The organism is Pseudomonas sp. Yb2C2, assembly GCF_052112325.1.
Classification (GTDB): domain Bacteria; phylum Pseudomonadota; class Gammaproteobacteria; order Pseudomonadales; family Pseudomonadaceae; genus Aquipseudomonas; species Aquipseudomonas marginalis.
Map to the genome: position 1 here is coordinate 24,132 of NZ_JAVAJK010000024.1, position 14,801 is coordinate 38,932.

Below are 14,801 nucleotides of genomic sequence, written 5' to 3' on the forward strand. Positions count from 1 at the left end.
CCAGGCATTGAGCGTTTAATGAATACCAGACGCGCCGTGGCGGTGTGTGACATGGGTATGACGGGAGGCTCCGATGAGTGCTGATAAAACCCCCGGAAGTAGGCGGCTGCATAACGGCATTTTGCGCTTGGCCGATATTCGGGTGCCCATTCTGGACGATGTTGTCCCACCGATCATGGAGGGGTATATCCCTCACCAATATCTCGACAGCGACCTGGAAGTGGTGATCCCGGAACTGTGGGAGGATGCTGCGCAAGCCGGTGAGTTCAATATTGTCGAAATCGTTTGGTCGCGCAGTGGCGGTGAGGGTGTCGCGCCGTTCGAGGAGCGGTGGGATGGCCCGATTACCAAGGAATTCCCTTTTCCGATCAGTGTGTCGCGAGACTATCTGGAGAACGACGGCACAGTCCGCTTGGCTTATCGGATCACTGATGAAGGCGGTCTGCCGACTACGTCGGAGTTCCGGACCCTGGTGCTTGATCGGAGCCCACCCAACAATAACGTTACCCCTCCGTCCCCGGCTTTTCCGGTGGGGTTGATTGATGAAGGCTATCTGGCCACGCATCCAACCGTTGACCTGGTAGTGCCGCCCTACAACGGTCGTCGATCCTGGGACAGGATCTATTACTGGATTACGGACAAAAACCCGCCACCGGACACTGCGCCGAGTGGCTATGTAGAGTTTCCCTTCGAAGACACGCCCCTTGTCCTCCCTGTGCCTGGGGATTTGTTTCGCCTGTACCCCAACGGTACTCAGTACGTTCATATCCGGCTTCAGGACCGCTCCAGCAACCGCGGCCCCAGGTGTGAGCAGTCGCCTGTGGAAGTCCAGTTGTCGGCGGTTCCGTCTGATCTGCAGCCCCTTGTCATTCCTGCGATGGCGAGCGGCCTGATCAATCGGCATGACGCTCGGATCGGCGTAGTCGCCAAGGTGCAATACGACAATTGGCAAGCCGGTGACCGGGTCGCAGTCCGATGGGGGAAAACCGTGCTTACCCGCCAGTCCGTCCCCGAGTTGCCTTTCGATGTCGTCATCCCGTGGCCCAGGTTGATAGAGGATGGCCTGGGACTCGCAGAAGGCGTGGCCACTTACACCATTACCCGGTCCGGTAGCGACACGCCCACCCCGCCCAGCCCGCCGGCATTGATCCGCTGGGACTTCAGAGTCGCCGGGCAGGACCATCTCGATGCCCCCGCACTGCTCAACCTTAACCTGCCCAGGGTGACGGTATGGGGTGAAGGCTCCATGACTGAAAACCATATTGATAGGCGTGACGAGGGCAAGCGCGTGTATGCCAGTGTCCCGCTGTATCACCAACCGCGCACTGGCGAAGTATTGGAATTGTATTGGGGGGACTTTCCCAGCATGGATAACCCGATTGCGCACTATGTCGTCGATACCGATAAGGGTGATGCCGAGGGCGTGCGCGTGGAGTTCAGTGATATTCCGTGGGAAGTTATTGTCGGTGCCGGCAATGAGGAAAAGATGCAGGTGTACTACACGACGTTTAATGGCGTTAATGAACAGCTTTCCAACTTTACTGAAGTCAATGTCGATGTAGTGCCTCCCCTGGTCTTTCAGCGTGTCGAGTACCCCAGCGCCAATGACAACCTGTTTATTAACTGTGGCTCCAGCCCGGCGATGTGGGACCACATTCCCATTCGGATTCTTCCTGAGGGCGCCTTCAGGAAAGACGATGATCTTGTTGTGACATGGCAGGGCTATGAAGAGTTCGGAGGCGGTGGCAAGGCCATAACATTGACTGCGGACACCCTGACGCACCGCTTGACGGAGCAGCAGGCCCAAGAGGGATATACGTTCAAGCAATCCAACTATGAAGAAAAAATCAAACCGATCAGGTCACCGCACCCCAACAGTCCGGGGAGTTCGGTGGGCGTCACGTATACCTTGTGGCGTAAGAAAAGAATCATAGGCTCGTCAAGGGAACGCTACGCGAAGATTGACCAGAAGTACTCAGGAGGGAGTTACTGCGGTCCGGACGGAGAGGATTCGGCGGGCAAGTAGTGTAGGGCACTTTAAAGTGATGGCTGATATGAATTGCGGCGTTTGGTGGTGGCGATGAAGCAGCTGTGCGACTTGATGAGTGTCATGTGAGGCAATGGTTTATCCGGCTGTAAGAGTGACTTCAAGTGCAAAAGGAGAATACAGATGACTACGTTAAGTAAAAAGCAGAAGGCTGCCATTCAATCGCGCGAGGTTAATAAAGAACTCTTGTCCCGGCGTAGAGCAGGGGGCTTGGCGCTGCCTCTGCCTACCTTTGACTCTCTGAATGAAAACGGGTTGATTTTGGAGATCGATGCGAGAAAACCGCTTCCTGTAACGTTTGATATTTCAGAGTTGGCGGAGGAAGAAGATCTTGATCCGGCAACCACCCGACTCGATATACATATGCGCGGCAAAGGCTCCACGAATTGGGGGGCGGCGATGTATAGCGTGCAATTCCAAACCCCCACATTCCCTGATCGCCAGCCTATTGACGAACCCTTTATCCGGGACATCCCTGTCTCCCGGCTGACGGAAGGGCAGCATGAGATCGGCTACATCCTTCATGAAGGCGCATCCCCCACGCCGCTGAGGGTGGGGGCGCCCCTGGAGGTCGATCGCACCGAGCCCCTACGCCCCAACTATCCGCCTGCGCCCAGTTTTCCGGGCTATTTGACAGATGAAATCACTGAGCAACATATTGAAGACAACCCGGACGGTCTGGTGTGCACCTTTCCGGATGCTCCGGGTGGTGCCGAGTTGGGCGTTAGCATCGCCGTGTATTTTTCTCCCGACTTCTCTTCACAATTGTCTGAGCCGATCGACACCTATCCCATAACCGCTGCGTTGAGTTTTACCGTGCCGTGGGCGTTGATTACCGGCAACCGCGCGGGACTCAACTACCTGTTTTACCAATTGATCGATCTCGCCGGCAACATCAGCAAAGACTCAGCCCCTGCGCGCGTTAAGTTGAATCTGACCGCTGAACCAGATCCCTTGGAAGCGTATGTACCTTTGGCGCTTCTGCCTGATGATGGCCTGCTTGACTTGGAGGACCTTTATGAGCCGACCGGGGTTTACGTCGCTATTCGCGAATATGCCAACAATCTGCCGACGATCGATGTAATCGAACTGACGCTCGGTAGCCAGCCGCCACAGCGTTTCGCGGTTAATTTTTATCTGCCCTTTCCGTTAATGCTTCCCGTCAGCAGGACCGCGCTTCTGGCCCATTACGGTACGAACACAGGTGAACTGGATACCTCAATTGATTATTTTATCGACCGTAACGGCAGTCCATTCGATGCGCCTACCCATGACATCAAAATTGATTTTTCCGCGCCAGGTCCCACGCCTGGAACCGACCCGGAGAATCCGCTGCTCAATCCCGTGCTGGTCTACGGCTCTGATCCAGACGCGGAAAACCAGCTGACCGAAGATGACTTCGAGAAGGAAGCTACGGTTGAAATCGTACTGTGGGACACGCCTATTCCGGCGCCAGGCACGGTGCTGAGGGGGTATTGGGGCAGTTTTGAATATGCGTTCGACGTTGTGCCGATCACGACCGAAGGACCGGGGGATACCGTTTCAATGAGCGTACCCTGGTCGATAATTCGTGCTGTCGGTAACGGTATAGTCAACGTCTTCTACACGCTGGAGTGGGCGACCAACGACAACATCCAGCGCTCTGCGCCACAGCCGGTGGTTGTCAATGCCAATAAGGTCGTACTGGAGCCGGCAACCTTTTCCAAGGCGACCACATTCTGGTCGTGTACCGATCTCAATCGCACGACGTTTGCGGGCACTGTCAGGGTTCCCGGAAATATGACTTACTTCAGGGAGTTTATGGTGATCCGCTGTGAGGTGCGGGTGTTCAGCGATATCACCGGCGATAGCCAGCTGGGCGAGACCACGACGATCCACTCACCGCCATTGACGCCAGACATGGTGGCCAACGGATTCACTATAACTGTCCCCTATGCTGTCATACGGCCAGCGGTCCGGAACTCGGCGGACTTTCACTACTTCGTTCCCATCCCCGGAGAGGGAGAGCAACCCTCCGTGAGAGCGTGGACCCGCACTCGGTTCACGGACTTGAATGGCGTGTTCTGCGAAAATCAACCCCCTACCACCCAAGAGGATGGCGTGGCCTAAAAAGTCTACGGGGGGTGTTTGCGCACCCCTCGGTTCCAATATCCCAGTGCACACGCTCATGGGGCAAGCATTCATTCATACAGATAGATTGGGATTAGTCCTACATATGCAGGTAATTCCAATCTGTAGTTTTGCGGCCTTGAGTGGCCTGGCTCCAACCCTCTGGAAATAGGCCGAACCGTTCCGTCGCGGAATGTCTGTTGAATGAGTGGTGTGTTGTGAATATCAATTCGTTTTTCAAGTTAAAACCGTTAGTTGCAATGATGCAGGTGCCGTCTGTTGTAACGTTATTGTTTCTGGCACCTGGGGCCCATGCCAGGCTCATCGAGAATGGCACTGAAACCATTGACCATGACGCCTATATCGATACGTTTGAGCTGCAAAATGCCACGCTCAACGTAATAGACGGACGGACACTGGACGTTTATGCCAATGCTTCGAGCCTGAATGTCAGCCAGAACAGCTTGATCATGGGCACTGTCGTCGCCCAGGGCGGCTCGAATGTGAATGTAGGCGCCAGTCGCGTCACCGCTTCCGGCGCGTTCCAGACCGGCATCACTTTGCTCAGCAGCACAGCACAGATCAACGACAGTGTGATTTCCAGTGCTGACTACCATGGGATGCTGGTCGGTAAATTTACTACCTCAACCCAGGCGTCCACGGCAACCGCAAACGGCAGTGTCATCGTGGGCGCAACCGGTGGTGCCGCCGTTACCGGCGGTAGCCTGCTGGAAACCGTAAATAGCCAGGTAGTCGGTACCGGCGCGGACAGTTTCGGGTTGAGCCTGCAGAGCGCCACGGCGCGTGCCTATCAAAGCAACATCACTGGTGGGCGCAACGGCGTGGAAATGTCTTATGACCGATATGCGCCGGGGGCCAATACGCTGCTTCTGGACCAAACCCACGTGACCGGCGTCACCGGTGCTGCGCTGCTGGTACAGGGGGCCAGGGGCCAGGGCGCCGTGGCGGATATTGTGGTACGCAATGGCTCGACCCTTACCGGCGGCAATGGCCATTTGCTGGAAGTAAAAGGCAACTCCACGGCGAACATGAGGGTCGAGAACAGCTGGCTTCAAGGTGACGTCATTGTCGAGTCCGGCAGCCAGGCTCATCTCAAGCTTAATGATCGGGCCTCATTGATCGGCCGCATGGAGAACGTTTCATCCCTGGAAGTAGGTGATGAGTCCCTGTGGATCATGACCGGCCATAGTCAGGTCGGCGATCTGAGACTGGCCGACGGCGTGGTCAAGTTCGGCGACGATGACGCTTTTTATCGGTTGGACCTGGAGCGCCTGTCGGGCCAGGGCACCTTTGCGATGGGCACTGATTTTGCCCGGGGCCTGACTGACTTTTTGAATATCAGCGGTGAGGCCACCGGTCATCATGGCCTGTTGCTCGCCAGTAGCGGTGCAGAGCCCGGCAATCCTGGCGCGGTGCATATCGTCCATACCGGTGGCGGTGACGCGCAGTTCGAGTTGCTGGGCGGGGCGGTGGATGTTGGGGCCTGGTCTTATGGACTCAAGCAGGAAGGCAACGATTGGTTCCTCGACCCGAACAATCGTACCGTCAGCCCAGGTACCCGCTCGGTACTGGCGTTGTTCAATACGGCGCCGACCGTGTGGTATGGCGAAATGACCTCCCTGCGCAGCCGCATGGGAGACCTTCGCTATAGCGGTGTCGAAGCCGGCGGTTGGCTGCGTGCCTACGGCAATAAGTACGAAATCAGCGGTGGGGACGGCGGAGCCTACGATCAAAACCAGCGCGGTTTCTCTCTGGGTGCCGATACACCGGTAGGCGACGGGCAATGGTTGCTGGGGGTGATGGCCGGTCACAGTACTTCCGACCTGGATCTCAGCCGGGGTACCTCGGGTACGGTGCAGAGTTACTATGCGGGCCTGTATGCCACCTGGCTGGATGAAGAGAGCGGGTATTACTTGGATGGGGTGGTCAAGGCCAACCGCCTGAACAACAATGCCAAGGTCGGTTTGAGTGACGGCAAGCAAACCAAAGGTAACTACAGCACCAATGCGCTGGGTGCGTCCGTGGAGGTCGGTCGTCATATCAAACTCGACGATGACTTCTTTGTCGAACCGTTCGCCCAGGCCTCCGTGGTGACGGTACAAGGCAAGAGTTATCGCCTGGACAACGGCCTGAAAGCCAAGAACGATCACACCGACTCGGTACTGGGCAAGTTGGGCGTAACGGTGGGGCGTGACTTCGTACTGGACGATGGCAGCGTGCTTCAGCCGTACTTGCGCGCCGGCGTGGCCCATGAATTTGTCAAGAACAACAAAGTCATGGTCAACAACCAGACATTCGACAATAACCTCTCAGGTTCCCGCATCGAAGTGGGAGCGGGGTTCTCGGTCTCGTTGTCCCAGAACCTGCAGGTGCATGCCGACTTCGACTACGGCCAGGGCAAGCATGTTGATCAACCGTGGGGGGCGAATGTCGGCGTGCGCTATAACTGGTAATCCGACAGTGGCGGTACGCTTTAAACAGGTTTAACAAAACGCCCCGGATCCGGGGCGTTTTGTCAGGACTCATCTGAGGTATTTTTTGTGTTGAACAGGATTTGCATATTTATTTCGTTGCCGTGGATATCCAGGAGGTCAACGTCGAGTGCGCCGTTGACAGTACTGTCGTTCGGGTCGTGAAAAAACTCGATGGTACCCTGGTGTGCCTCATAAGCCGGGACGGGCGTGTCGTTGACGGTCAAGAGAATCACCGAGTATCGAGAGGGGGATTGGGTGTCTGGAATTGAATAACGACCGGACGGCAAGTCTTCGCTGTGGTATTTGAAAATCACCCTTTGTCTCGATGTTTCACCCGGTGGGATTTTCATGGCGCCTTCAGTCAGCCAAAAGTGGTTTCTCCATTCGTGCTCAATAAAGTCTGCCTTGAAATCCTTACTTCCAATTTTGCCTTGAAAATAACTCCCAGTAGTTTCTTGGCGTTTTGCTTTTCGAGCGGTTGCAGTGGCCATGATTGAGTTCTCCTGCGATGGGTTGTGTCCGTGTGGGTGAAGAGCGCGGTAATTGGGCGTGTTTGTTGAGGCAGTGGATAATTTCAGGGACAGGTTGTCGACCACGAGGAAGGTCTCGCCCAGAATCCGTAGCGTGAACTCCGGTATGCCTTCCGGAATGGTCAACGAGTAGGTGTAAGTGTCCCAGGCACCGTCGCCGCGAAGTTCTATTTGCTGCACGTTGTCCGGTGTGAGCTCGAATATTGCGAATCCATGACCGCCTGAGGGGGTCATTGCCTCAATGGAAAAATCGTAGGTTTGTCCTGGCGTGACGGTAATCACCTGCTCAATGAATCCACCCAGGTTTGCCTGGCACCTGTTGTCATGGATCGAGACCGATCCAGGAGGAATTTCCGTGATACTCCAATCCTTGCTGTTTTCGGCAAAATCACCATTTTGAATCAATTCGATGGGGATGACGGTGCCTTCATCTTCCACCAGCCTGACGTTATCGAACCACACATCCCCGGCGTCACCGATCAGTTGTACGGTGATACCGGTCGTGCCTGCGGGGGTGTTGAACGTGATCGATCGGTGGGTCCAGCCGTGGTTCCCCGTCAGCCCGATGGATTCACTTGTATCCGACGGTCGAAATGTCAGCCGGGCAGAACCGGCACCCTCATGGGTAATCAACGTATAGGCACTGAAGGTGTAGGAGGTGCCGCCGGAAGCAGGCACCTCCTGTTCCGCGCGTCCCGTGGCAGTGATGATGCAGTGTTGACGTGAAAAATCCACCCGGCCTGGAGCGGTGGCCGTGGCGGTCCAGGAGGTCCCGTGCCTGGCGAAGGTGCCATTTAGAACCAGATTATTGATCATCGGTTGTTCTGACATGAATCAACCCCCGCGCCCTTTAAATGGGTTGCTGTGGTGTGCGACTCAATTCAGCGCCATCTGCGCCGAACGCACAACTGTCAGAACTAACAGGTTCCCCGTGCCATTCGTCGGTTGTCTACGCCGGGTGCCACATCCCCAGCCAGGCAGACGCCAGCAATAGGATCGCCATGCATCGATTGAAGCGTTGCATGGCCTTGGCCGACCCCACTAAGCGGGCGGAGCCTGCGCCCAGCAACGCCCACATCCCAAGACATGGCAGGGAAACCGCAAAAAACACCAGGGACAAGGCCAACACCCGCGCCTCACGCCCCTCTCCCTGCCCGGCAAACACACTGACCACCGCCAACGCCATCATCCACGTCTTCGGATTGACCAGTTGCAGGCTGGCCGCACCGAGCAGGCCCAAGCGTTTCTGTGGGGCATCGGTGTCAATGGCCTGGGCCGGCGCGCTGAATATCTGCCAGGCGAGGTAACTCAGCCAGGCGATACCGATCCATTGCATGGCGGTTTGCACTTGCGGCAGATGGACCAGTGATTCGCCGATGCCTGAACCGACTGCCAGCACGATCCCCGCCGCACCGGCGCACGCCCCGAGGATGATCGGCACGGCTGCCCGCAGGCCATGACGCGCGCTGTTGCTGAGTACGAGGATATTGGTGGGCCCGGGGGTGATGGAGGCAACGAAGGCGAATAACAGGAAGGGCAGGAAGGTGGATGGCATACAGGCGGACTCCAATGAACAGATCAGGGCTGTCCATCTTCACAAGCCTGTGGCTTACCTGTCTGGAAGGTTTGAGCAGCGCTTGCGGTAGGCCGCCGGTGTCAGTCCATAGGCGCGCACGAACCAGCGGCCCAGGTGACTTTGATCGGCAAAACCCAGGGCCATTGCTACGTCGGCCGGTTGCTCGCCCCTGGCCAATGCGTGCCGGGCGCGGGCCAGGCGCAATTGCACCAGGTAAGCGTGGGGCGGCAACCCAAAGGCGCTCTTGAACGCGCGGCTCAGGCGGAAGCGGTCGACGCCACAGGCCAGGGCCAGTTCGTCCATGCCGACATCGTGATGCAGGTGGGCGTGCAGGTACTCCCGGGCCTTGTGAGCCACCTGCGGCAGGCGTGGGTCTTCACGGTAACGGCTGCGCCAATACAGTTGGCCGGTGAGGTGTTCGAGCAATTGGTCCATGGCGCGCTGGCGCACGATGCGCAGTTCGCCGCTGTGCAGCGTCTGGAAGGCCTGGCTGGTGACCAGGGCCAGGCGCGGGTCGCTGGTCAAGGTGGTGGCGAAGCTCAATTGACTATGGGGCGGCGCCTCTTCGAACACCGCACTCACTTCTCGCGCCAGCCACTGCGGGTCGAGGTACAGCATGTGGTAGGTAAAGCCGTCCGGCGTGGGCGCGTCGCCGTCATGCAATTCACCGGGCTCCACCAGGAACACCTGGCCGGGCACGCTGTTGTGGCGGGCGCGGCGACAGTTGAACTGCTGCACGCCTTGTTCGGTGACGCCGACCAGATAGCTGTCATGCCAGTGGGGGTCATAGGCGTGACCCTCGAAATGCGCGCGCAGGGTCTCGATGCCGGTGTCGGCGTCCTGGGACAGATCGATCCAATTATGCGCAGCCATAAAACACCGGGACGGAATGTGTAAGGGTATTAGCGCCCAACGGCACCAGGGCGTCTAGAAGGTTTGTGCAGCCTAGCCGAACAGCCCGGCGGCGATGTTGATCGAGAACCCCAGGATCGCCGTATTGAACAGAAAACCGATCAGCGATTGCCCCAGCACTACCTTGCGCATGCCGCGGGTGGCGACGCCGACGTCAGAGGTTTGCACGGCCACGCCGATGGTGAAGGAGAAATACAGGAAGTCCCAGTAGTTCGGCGTCAACAGTCCTTCGGCAAAACGCAACGCCGGTTCCTTGCCGTTCCAGGTGTAATACAGGCGGGCGTAATGCACGCTGAAAATCACCCCGATCAACAGCCATGAACCGATCACCGTCAGCCCGGTAAACCCGTAGTGCAGCAGGCGCTCGGAAGTGGCCAGGTCTTTGCTGCCCACCAGTTCGAAGGTGATGGTGGCGAGGCTCGCGATGGCGGCGATGCACACCGTGAACAGCACCAGCCCGGCGTTTTCGTCCTCGATTTCGGCGATGCGCTTCACATCGTCGGCCCTGGCACGGCTGGTCAACCACAGCATCAGTACCAGGTAGGTCCAGACCCCGGCGTTCCAGCCGATGAGGATTTTGCTGGCGAGGGTGTCGGCCGGCGCCAGGATGCCGACGGCAAGGCCGAGCACAGCGGCGGCGGAGAGGCGAGGGTGGGTACGGGCTAGAAAAGGCATGGCAGCTCACAGATGGTTACCTGTGAGCACCTTAGCGCATTTTTGTTGTGGCAAGCGGGCCCGCCACCGTTACAGTGTCCCCCAAAAAGCCTTAGCGCTTTTTGCGCACCAGCTTCATGACCACCACAAAGAACACCGGCACAAATACCACCGCCAGGGTCGCGGTGATCATCCCGCCGATTACCCCGGTACCAATCGCCTGCTGGCTCGCCGAACTGGCACCGGTGGCAATCGCCAAGGGCACCACGCCGAGGATAAACGCCAGCGACGTCATGATGATCGGGCGCAACCGGAGTCGTGCGGCTTTCAGGGTGGCGTCGATGAGGTCTTCGCCCTGGTCATACAGGTCCTTGGCGAACTCGATGATCAGGATCGCGTTCTTCGCCGACAAGCCGATGATGGTGATCAGGCCGACCTTGAAAAACACATCGTTGGGCATGCCCCGCAAGGTCACCGCCAGCACCGCGCCGAGCACGCCCAACGGCACCACCAGCAACACCGACGTCGGGATCGACCAGCTTTCATACAGCGCCGCCAGGCACAGGAACACGATCAGCAGCGACAGCCCCAACAGTATCGGCGCCTGTGAGCCGGACAAACGTTCCTGCAGCGACAACCCAGTCCACTCCTGGCCCAGGCCTGCCGGCAATTGGCTGACCAGGCGCTGGATTTCCTCCATCGCCTCGCCGGTGCTGTGGCCGGGTGCGGCCTCGCCGGAAATGGCGATGGCAGGGTAGCCGTTATACCGCGTCAGTTGCGCCGGGCCCTGGGTCCATTTGGCTTCGACAAACGCCGACAGCGGTACCATCTTTCCATCCTTGTTGCGAACGTGGATCTTCATCAAATCCGCCACCTGGCTGCGCTGGTCACCTTCAGCCTGCACCACCACGCGCTGCATGCGGCCCTGGTTGGGGAAGTCGTTGATATAGGCCGAACCGATGGCCGAAGACAGCACATTGCCCACATCCGCAAACGAGACGCCCAGCGCGTTGGCCTGTTTGCGGTCGACTTCCAGCTGCACTTGCGGCGCCTCGGCCAGGGCGCTTTCGCGCACGTTGGCCAGGATCGGGCTTTTTCCGGCGGCGTCGAGCAGTTCGGTACGTGCCGCCATCAAGGCTGCATGGCCTACACCGCCGCGGTCCTGCAGGCGGAACTCGAAACCGCTGGAGGTGCCCAGGCCATCCACGGGAGGCGGCAGGACCGCATAGGCGATCGCGTCCTTGAGCTCGCTGAAGGCCATGTTGGCGCGGTCGGCAATCGAGGCGGCGGAGTCATCGCTGCCGCGTTGCGACCAATCCTTGAGCGTGGTAAACGCCAACGCCGCGTTTTGCCCGGAACCGGAGAAGCTGAAGCCCATGATCATGGTGGTGTCGCCCACCCCAGGCTCGCCGGCGTTATGCGCTTCGATCTGTTCGGCCACCTGCACCGTGCGGTTCTTGCTCGCGCCGGGCGGCAGCTGGATGTCGGTGATGGTGTAGCCCTGGTCTTCCACCGGCAGGAACGAGGAGGGCAGGCGGCTGAACATCAGCCCCAGGCCCACCAACAGCACCAGGTAGATCAGCAGGTAACGGCCGCTGCGCTTGAGGGCATAGGCGACCCAGCCTTCGTAACGGTCGGTGAGCTGCTCGAAGCGCTTGTTGAACCAGCCAAAGAACCCGCCCTTGGCATGGTGCTCGCCCTTGGCAATCGGCTTGAGCAGCGTGGCGCACAGGGCTGGGGTCAAGGTCAAGGCGAGGAAGGCCGAGAACAGGATCGAGGTGGCCATCGACAGCGAGAACTGCTGGTAGATCACCCCCACCGAGCCGGCCATGAACGCCATCGGCAGGAATACCGCGACCAGCACCAGGGTAATGCCGACGATGGCGCCGGTGATCTGGCCCATTGCTTTCTTCGTCGCGTCCTTGGGCGACAGCCCCTCGGTGACCATGATCCGTTCGACGTTCTCCACCACCACGATGGCGTCATCCACCAGGATGCCGATGGCCAACACCATGCCGAACATGGTCAGCACGTTGATCGAGAAGCCCAGCAACAGCATGGTGGCGAAGGTGCCCATCAGCGCGATCGGCACCACCAGCGTCGGGATCAGGGTGTAGCGCACGTTCTGCAGGAACAGGAACATCACCGCGAACACCAGGGCCATGGCTTCGAGCAGGGTGTAGACCACCTTGGTGATCGAGACCTTGACGAACGGCGAGGTGTCGTACGGGATCTTGTACTCCACATTGGCCGGGAAGTAGCGCGACAGCTCGTCCATCTTCGCCCGTACCAGGGTCGCGGTGTTCAGCGCATTGGCCCCAGGCGCCAGTTGCACGCTTACGGCGGTGGACGGCTTGCCGTTCAGGCGCGTGGAGAACTGGTATTCCTGGCTGCCCACTTCTACCCGCGCCACATCGCCGATGCGCACGGTGGAGCCGTCCGGGTTGGCCTTGAGCACGATATCGGCGAATTCCGCCGGCGTGGACAGCTGGCCCTTGACCAGGATCGCGGCGGTGATTTCCTGGGTCCTGGTACCCGGCAAGTCACCGATACTGCCGGCCGAAACCTGGGCGTTCTGTGCGCTGATCGCCGCATTCACGTCGGCCGGCGTGAGGTTGAAGCCGATCAGTTTCTGCGGGTCGATCCAGATGCGCATGGCGCGTTCGGCACCGTACAGCTGGGCCTTGCCCACCCCGTCCAGGCGCTTGAGCTCGTTCATCACGTTGCGCGCCAGGTAATCGCTGAGCGCCACGTCGTCGAGCTTGCCGTCGCTGGAGGTGAGGGTCACCAGCAGCAGGAAGCCGGCGGAGACTTTCTCCACCTGCAAACCCTGCTGTGTCACGGCCTGGGGCAGGCGCGGCTCCACCGCCTTGAGACGGTTTTGCACATCGACCTGGGCCATTTCCGGGTGGGTGCCGGGCTTGAACGTGGCGGTAATCGTCGCCGAGCCGAGGCTGCTCTGGGATTCGAAATACAGCAGGTGATCGGCGCCGTTGAGCTCCTGCTCAATCAGGCTGACCACGCTTTCATCCAGGGTCTGGGCCGAGGCGCCCGGGTACACCGCGTAGATTTCCACCTTCGGCGGGGCGACGTTGGGGTACTGGGCCACCGGCAACTGCGGGATGGCCAGCAAGCCGGCCAGCAGGATAAACAGGGCGACCACCCAGGCGAAGATCGGGCGGTCAATAAAGAACTGCGGCATTGTCAAAGATCCTTATTGGCCGGAAGCCTGGGCAACGGGTGTGGGGCTGTCATCGACCTCGACTTTTTCACCGGGGCGCGCGTGCTGCAGGCCTTCGACGACGATACGGTCGCCGGGCTTGAGGCCATGGCTGACCACCCAGCGGTCGTCGATCACCGCACCCAGTTCCACCGGCTGCTGGCTGACGGTCTGCTCGGCGTCGAGCAGCAGCACCATGGGGATGCCGGCGCTGTCGCGGGTGATGGCGCGTTGCGGCACGCTGATGCCTTGTTTGTCGACGGCTTGCTCCAGGCGTACCCGCACGAAGCTGCCGGGCAACAGGTCGAGGTCCGGGTTGGGGAACTCGCTGCGCAGGATGATCTGCCCGGTGCCCGGGTCGACGCTGATCTCGGCGAACAGCAACTTGCCCGGCAGCGGGTAGAGGCTGCCGTCGTCCTGGATCAACGTGGCCTTGGCCTGGTCCTGGCCGACCTGCTTCAAGCTGCCGGCGCGGAAGGCGCGGCGCAGGTCGTTGAGCTCGCGGGTGGACTGGGTGAGGTCGGCGTGGATCGGGTCCAGTTGCTGGATGATCGCCAGGGGCGTGGCTTCGTTCTGGCCTACCAGTGCCCCTTCGGTCACCAGGGCGCGGCCGATGCGTCCGGAAATCGGCGCGGTCACGGTGGCATAGCCCAGGTTCAACCTGGCGCGCTCGACGGCGGCCTTGTTGGCGGCGACTTCGGCGTTGGTCTGGCGCAGGTTGGCGCGGGCGTTGTCGTAGTCCTGGCCGCTGATGGCATTGCCTTCCACCAGTTGGCTGTAGCGCTGCTCCTGCAGGCGCGCCTGGAACGCATTGGCCTCGGCCTTGCTCAGGTTGGCCTGGGCGCTGTCCAGGTCAGCCTTGAACGGTGCCGGATCGATGCGAAACAACACGTCGCCCTGTTTGACGTCATGGCCTTCCTTGAAGACCCGTTGCATCACCACCCCGGCCACCCGTGCGCGCACTTCGGCAATGCGTGGCGCGGCGATGCGTCCGCTCAATTCGCTGGTGATGGAGAGGGGCTTGGCCTCAAGGGTTTCGATGCGCACTTTGGCCAGGGGCATTTGCGGCGCTTCGTCGGCCGATTGGTCACAGGCACTCAGGGCCAGCATCAGGGCCAACAGGCAAAATGGCGCAAACAGATTCTTCGACATGCTCTTATCCCAATATTGACTGGCGCATCCTAAGGGCACCGGCGCTGTGGTGCTGTGAAGCTATGTAGGTCGTCTGTGAAGAAATGTAAGGTGCGGCGCGCGGGGC

The 14,801-nt window shown here is 59.4% G+C and carries 9 protein-coding genes; 3 read left to right on the forward strand and 6 right to left on the reverse strand.

The window, feature by feature from the left end:
- The first annotated feature begins 73 nt into the window (after positions 1-73).
- From Q8X51_RS26575 to Q8X51_RS26585, 3 genes are all read left to right on the forward strand, one after another.
- Complete coding sequence (locus Q8X51_RS26575; protein WP_407694591.1) at positions 74-2,026, forward strand: hypothetical protein; 1,953 nt, start codon at positions 74-76, stop codon at positions 2,024-2,026.
- A gap of 144 nt (positions 2,027-2,170) precedes the next feature.
- Complete coding sequence (locus Q8X51_RS26580) at positions 2,171-4,156, forward strand: hypothetical protein (RefSeq protein ID WP_407694592.1); 1,986 nt, start codon at positions 2,171-2,173, stop codon at positions 4,154-4,156.
- A gap of 263 nt (positions 4,157-4,419) precedes the next feature.
- Positions 4,420-6,630 carry an autotransporter outer membrane beta-barrel domain-containing protein gene (locus Q8X51_RS26585; protein WP_407694597.1) on the forward strand — a complete coding sequence of 737 codons (2,211 nt, stop codon included), beginning with the start codon at positions 4,420-4,422 and terminating at the stop codon, positions 6,628-6,630.
- Positions 6,631-6,692: 62 nt separating this feature from the next.
- Here the strand turns inward: Q8X51_RS26585 and Q8X51_RS26590 are convergent, their stop codons facing one another.
- The 6 genes from Q8X51_RS26590 to Q8X51_RS26615 form a co-directional block, all read right to left on the reverse strand.
- A complete protein-coding gene (locus Q8X51_RS26590) occupies positions 6,693-8,012 on the reverse strand; it encodes a hypothetical protein (RefSeq protein WP_407694593.1) in 1,320 nt (439 codons plus the stop codon).
- 118 nt (positions 8,013-8,130) lie between these two features.
- A complete protein-coding gene (locus tag Q8X51_RS26595; RefSeq protein WP_065948649.1) occupies positions 8,131-8,736 on the reverse strand; it encodes a LysE family translocator in 606 nt (201 codons plus the stop codon).
- Positions 8,737-8,790: 54 nt separating this feature from the next.
- Positions 8,791-9,630, reverse strand: coding sequence for an AraC family transcriptional regulator (locus Q8X51_RS26600; protein WP_065927865.1), 840 nt, complete (start codon positions 9,628-9,630; stop codon positions 8,791-8,793).
- A 72-nt stretch (positions 9,631-9,702) separates the two neighbouring features.
- The gene (locus Q8X51_RS26605) at positions 9,703-10,344 is read right to left on the reverse strand and encodes a DUF1345 domain-containing protein (protein WP_053135146.1); all 642 of its coding nucleotides are present in this window, start codon (positions 10,342-10,344) and stop codon (positions 9,703-9,705) included.
- Positions 10,345-10,435: 91 nt separating this feature from the next.
- A complete protein-coding gene (locus tag Q8X51_RS26610; RefSeq protein WP_407694594.1) occupies positions 10,436-13,525 on the reverse strand; it encodes a multidrug efflux RND transporter permease subunit in 3,090 nt (1,029 codons plus the stop codon).
- Between the two features lie 12 nt (positions 13,526-13,537).
- Positions 13,538-14,695 carry an efflux RND transporter periplasmic adaptor subunit gene (locus Q8X51_RS26615; protein ID WP_065948647.1) on the reverse strand — a complete coding sequence of 386 codons (1,158 nt, stop codon included), beginning with the start codon at positions 14,693-14,695 and terminating at the stop codon, positions 13,538-13,540.
- Between the last annotated feature and the right edge of the window lie 106 nt (positions 14,696-14,801).

What these genes read in the sequence shown, in the direction of transcription:
- Q8X51_RS26590 (WP_407694593.1), bottom strand. Translation starts at nt 8,012, where the DNA reads ATGTCAGAACAACCGATGATCAATAATCTGGTTCTAAATGGCACCTTC.
- Q8X51_RS26610 (WP_407694594.1), bottom strand. Translation starts at nt 13,525, where the DNA reads ATGCCGCAGTTCTTTATTGACCGCCCGATCTTCGCCTGGGTGGTCGCC.
- Q8X51_RS26580 (WP_407694592.1), top strand. Translation starts at nt 2,171, where the DNA reads ATGACTACGTTAAGTAAAAAGCAGAAGGCTGCCATTCAATCGCGCGAG.
- Q8X51_RS26600 (WP_065927865.1), bottom strand. Translation starts at nt 9,630, where the DNA reads ATGGCTGCGCATAATTGGATCGATCTGTCCCAGGACGCCGACACCGGC.
- Q8X51_RS26585 (WP_407694597.1), top strand. Translation starts at nt 4,420, where the DNA reads ATGCAGGTGCCGTCTGTTGTAACGTTATTGTTTCTGGCACCTGGGGCC.
- Q8X51_RS26575 (WP_407694591.1), top strand. Translation starts at nt 74, where the DNA reads ATGAGTGCTGATAAAACCCCCGGAAGTAGGCGGCTGCATAACGGCATT.
- Q8X51_RS26615 (WP_065948647.1), bottom strand. Translation starts at nt 14,695, where the DNA reads ATGTCGAAGAATCTGTTTGCGCCATTTTGCCTGTTGGCCCTGATGCTG.
- Q8X51_RS26595 (WP_065948649.1), bottom strand. Translation starts at nt 8,736, where the DNA reads ATGCCATCCACCTTCCTGCCCTTCCTGTTATTCGCCTTCGTTGCCTCC.
- Q8X51_RS26605 (WP_053135146.1), bottom strand. Translation starts at nt 10,344, where the DNA reads ATGCCTTTTCTAGCCCGTACCCACCCTCGCCTCTCCGCCGCCGCTGTG.